Consider the following 3,425-nt stretch of genomic DNA (forward strand, 5'->3'; position numbering starts at 1 on the left):
GTCCGCGCGCTCACCAAGCCCGCGATCTCCTCCACCGCGGCCTCGCTACCGGAGATCACCACGGCCTGAGGGCCGTTGACCGCCGCGATGCTCACATCCTGGCGGCCCTCCAGCAACGGAAGCACCTCCGCCTCGGGAGCGGCGACGGCCAGCATTGCCCCGCCTTCCGGCAGCGCCTGCATCAACCGGGCCCGAGCCGTAACGAGGGCACACGCGTCGGGCAGCGACAGCACCCCGGCCACGTGAGCCGCCGCGATCTCGCCCACCGAGTGGCCCACCAGAACGTCCGGGGTCACACCCAGTGAGGTGAGCAGCCGGTACAGAGCGACCTCGAAGGCGAACAGGGCCGGCTGGGTCATCCCCGTCTCGGCCAGCACCTCGTCCGGACCGGAGAACATCGCCTCACGCACCGACCCCGGAAGCAGCGCGCAGACCTCGTCCAGGGCGTCCGCGAACACCGGGAACGCCGCCGCGAGGGACGCCCCCATGCCCACCCGCTGGCTGCCCTGACCGGCGAACAACATCGCCGACCTGCCACCACCGGCCGCAGCACCCGGCGTCGCCGTACCGTCGGCCAGAGCACGCAGACCCGCCACCAGCTCGACCTGGTCGGCACCCACCACCACCGCGCGCTGCTCCAGCAGCGCACGACCGGTCGCCAGCGTCCAGGCCGCGTCGGCCGGATTCAGCTCAGGCCGCTCCTCCACCCAGGACGCGAGCCGGGAAGCCTGTCCCCGAAGCGCCTGGGGGGTCTTGGCCGAGACCAGCCACGGCGTCACCGGCAACTCGACAGCGCCAGCCTTGGCCTCGGGCTCCGCCGGACCCTGCTCGATGATCACGTGCGCGTTCGTGCCGCTGATCCCGAAGGAGGACACCGCCGCCCGGCGCGGGCCGTTCTCCGGCTCCCAGGGACGGGCCTCGGTCAGCAGCTCCACCGCGCCCGCCGACCAGTCGATGTGTCCCGACCGCTCCTCGGCGTGCAGGGTCCGCGGCAGCGTCCCGTGCCGCATCGCCATCACCATCTTGATCACACCGCCGACACCCGCGGCGGCCTGCGTGTGACCGATGTTCGACTTCAACGACCCCAGCCACAGCGGCCGGTCCTCGGGCCGGTCCTGGCCGTAGGTGGCGATCAGCGCCTGCGCCTCGATCGGGTCACCCAGCACCGTTCCCGTACCGTGTGCCTCGACCACGTCCACGTCCGCGGGCGAGAGGTTCGCGCTGGCCAGCGCCTGGCGGATCACCCGCTGCTGCGCCGGGCCGTTCGGCGCGGTCAGGCCGTTGCTCGCGCCGTCCTGGTTGACCGCGCTGCCCCGCACGATCGCGAGGACCTGGTGCCCGTTGCGCCGCGCGTCCGACAGCCGCTCGACCAGCAGCACGCCGACGCCCTCGCCCCAGGCGGTGCCGTTCGCCGTGTCGCCGAAGGACTTGCACCTGCCGTCGGGTGCCAGACCGCGCTGGCGGGAGAACTCGATGAAGGTCCCGGGCGTCGACATGACCGTGACACCGCCCGCGAGAGCCAGGTCACACTCGCCCGAGCGCAGCGCCTGCGCCGCCAGGTGCAGCGCGACCAGCGACGACGAGCACGCGGTGTCCACGGTCATCGCGGGGCCCTCGAACCCGAAGGTGTAGGAGATCCGGCCGGACACCAGGCTTCCGCCACTGGTCGAGGCGGGGGCGCCGAGGCCGTAGTCGTGGTACATCAAGCCGGCGAACACGCCCGTCCGGCTGCCGCGCAGCTCCACGGGACTGACACCGGCCCGCTCCAGCGCCTCCCACGACGCCTCCAGCAGCAGACGCTGCTGCGGGTCCATCGTCAGCGCCTCACGCGGACTGATCCCGAAGAAGCCGGGGTCGAACTCGGCGGCGTCGTACAGGAAACCGCCGTGCTTCACGTAGGAGGTGCCCTCGCTCTCCGGGTCCGGGTTGTAGATCCTCTCCATGTCCCAGCCCCGGTCGGCGGGGAACTCGGAGATGGCGTCCGTACCGCCGGCCACAAGGTCCCACAGCCCCTCGGGCGACAGCACGCCGCCGGGGTAGCGGCAGGCCATGCCCACGATCGCGATCGGCTCGTCATCGTCCGGCGTCCTGGCCGTCGTGACCGACGCGATCGCGGACGCGGCGCCGGTCAGCTCCGCCCCCACGTAGTCCGCCACCGCCTGAGCGGTCGGATAGTCGAAGATCAGCGTGGCCGGCAGCCGCATTCCGGTGACCTGGCTGAGCCTGTTCCTGAACTCGACCGCGGTGAGGGAGTCGAAGCCGAGGTCCTGGAAGGCGCGATCCGGCTGGACGGCCTCCTTCGAGGCGTGCCCGAGCACCGTCGCCACTTCCTGGCACACCAGGTCGGACAGGAACGAGCGGCGTTCCGCGGGCTCCATCGCGGCCAGCCGTCCCGCGAGGCCGTTGAGGGTACCCGCTCGTGGCAGTGCCGCCCGGGCCGGGTTCCTGCCCTGGGCGAACCGTGCGGCGACCAGCGCCGGCCGGTCGTGGCGCAGAGCGGCGTCGAACAGGGCCAGCCCGTCGGCGGCCGACAGCGGTTTCAGGCCCATGCGCTCCATGCGGCGTACGTCGGCCTCGGTCAGTTCCTCCGCCATCCCGCCGATCGCCCACAGGCCCCAGGCCAGCGAGGTGCCCGCCAGGCCCTGTGACCTGCGGTGCTCGGCCAGCGCGTCGAGGAAGGCGTTGGCCGCGGCGTAGTTGCCCTGCCCGGGACCGCCCAGCGCTCCCGCCACCGAGGAGAAGAGGACGAACGCCGACAGGTCCAGCTCCCGGGTCAGCTCGTGCAGGTGCCAGGCCGCGTCCGCCTTGGGCCGCATGACCCCGTCCAGCCGCTCGGACGTCAACGCGGTGATCACACCGTCGTCCAGGACACCGGCCGCGTGCACCACACCGCTCAGCGGCTGCCCGGCCGGAATCGCCGCGATCAGCCCGGCCAGCGCCTCCCGGTCACCCACGTTGCACGCCGCGACCTCGACCGCGGCACCCAGCTCGGTCAGCTCGGCCACCAGGTCGGCCGCACCCGGCGCCTGTACGCCACGACGGCTGACCAGCAGCAGGTGCCGCACCCCGTAGGCCGTCACCAGATGCCTGGCCGCCAACGCGCCCAGGCCACTCAAACCGCCGGTGACCAGCACCGTGCCCTCCGGCCCGAACACCGGAGCACGCTCCTCCTCGACCGGCGCCACCACCGTGCGCACCAGCCGCGGCATCCACACCGCACCGGCCCGCACCGCGACCTGCGCCTCACCAGAGGCCAGCGCCCGACCGACCGCATCCGCGTCCAGCGGCCCGGCCTCCACATCCAGCAGCACGAACCGGCCCGGCTGCTCGGCCTGCGCCGCCCGCACCAGACCCCACACCGCCGCCTGCGCCGGATCCGGCGCCTCGTCCGCGACCGCCACCGCGCCCCGCGTCACCACCACCAG

The 3,425-nt window shown here is 73.1% G+C and carries 1 protein-coding gene; it reads right to left on the minus strand.

Annotation, left to right across the window (positions count from 1 at the left end):
• On the minus strand, positions 1-3,425 hold a 3,425-nt coding region (locus AB0F88_RS44215; protein WP_362698677.1), incomplete at both ends, for a type I polyketide synthase.

Origin of the sequence: Streptosporangium sp. NPDC023963 (assembly GCF_040639135.1) — a bacterium.
In the GTDB taxonomy this organism is placed as follows: Bacteria; Actinomycetota; Actinomycetes; order Streptosporangiales; family Streptosporangiaceae; genus Streptosporangium.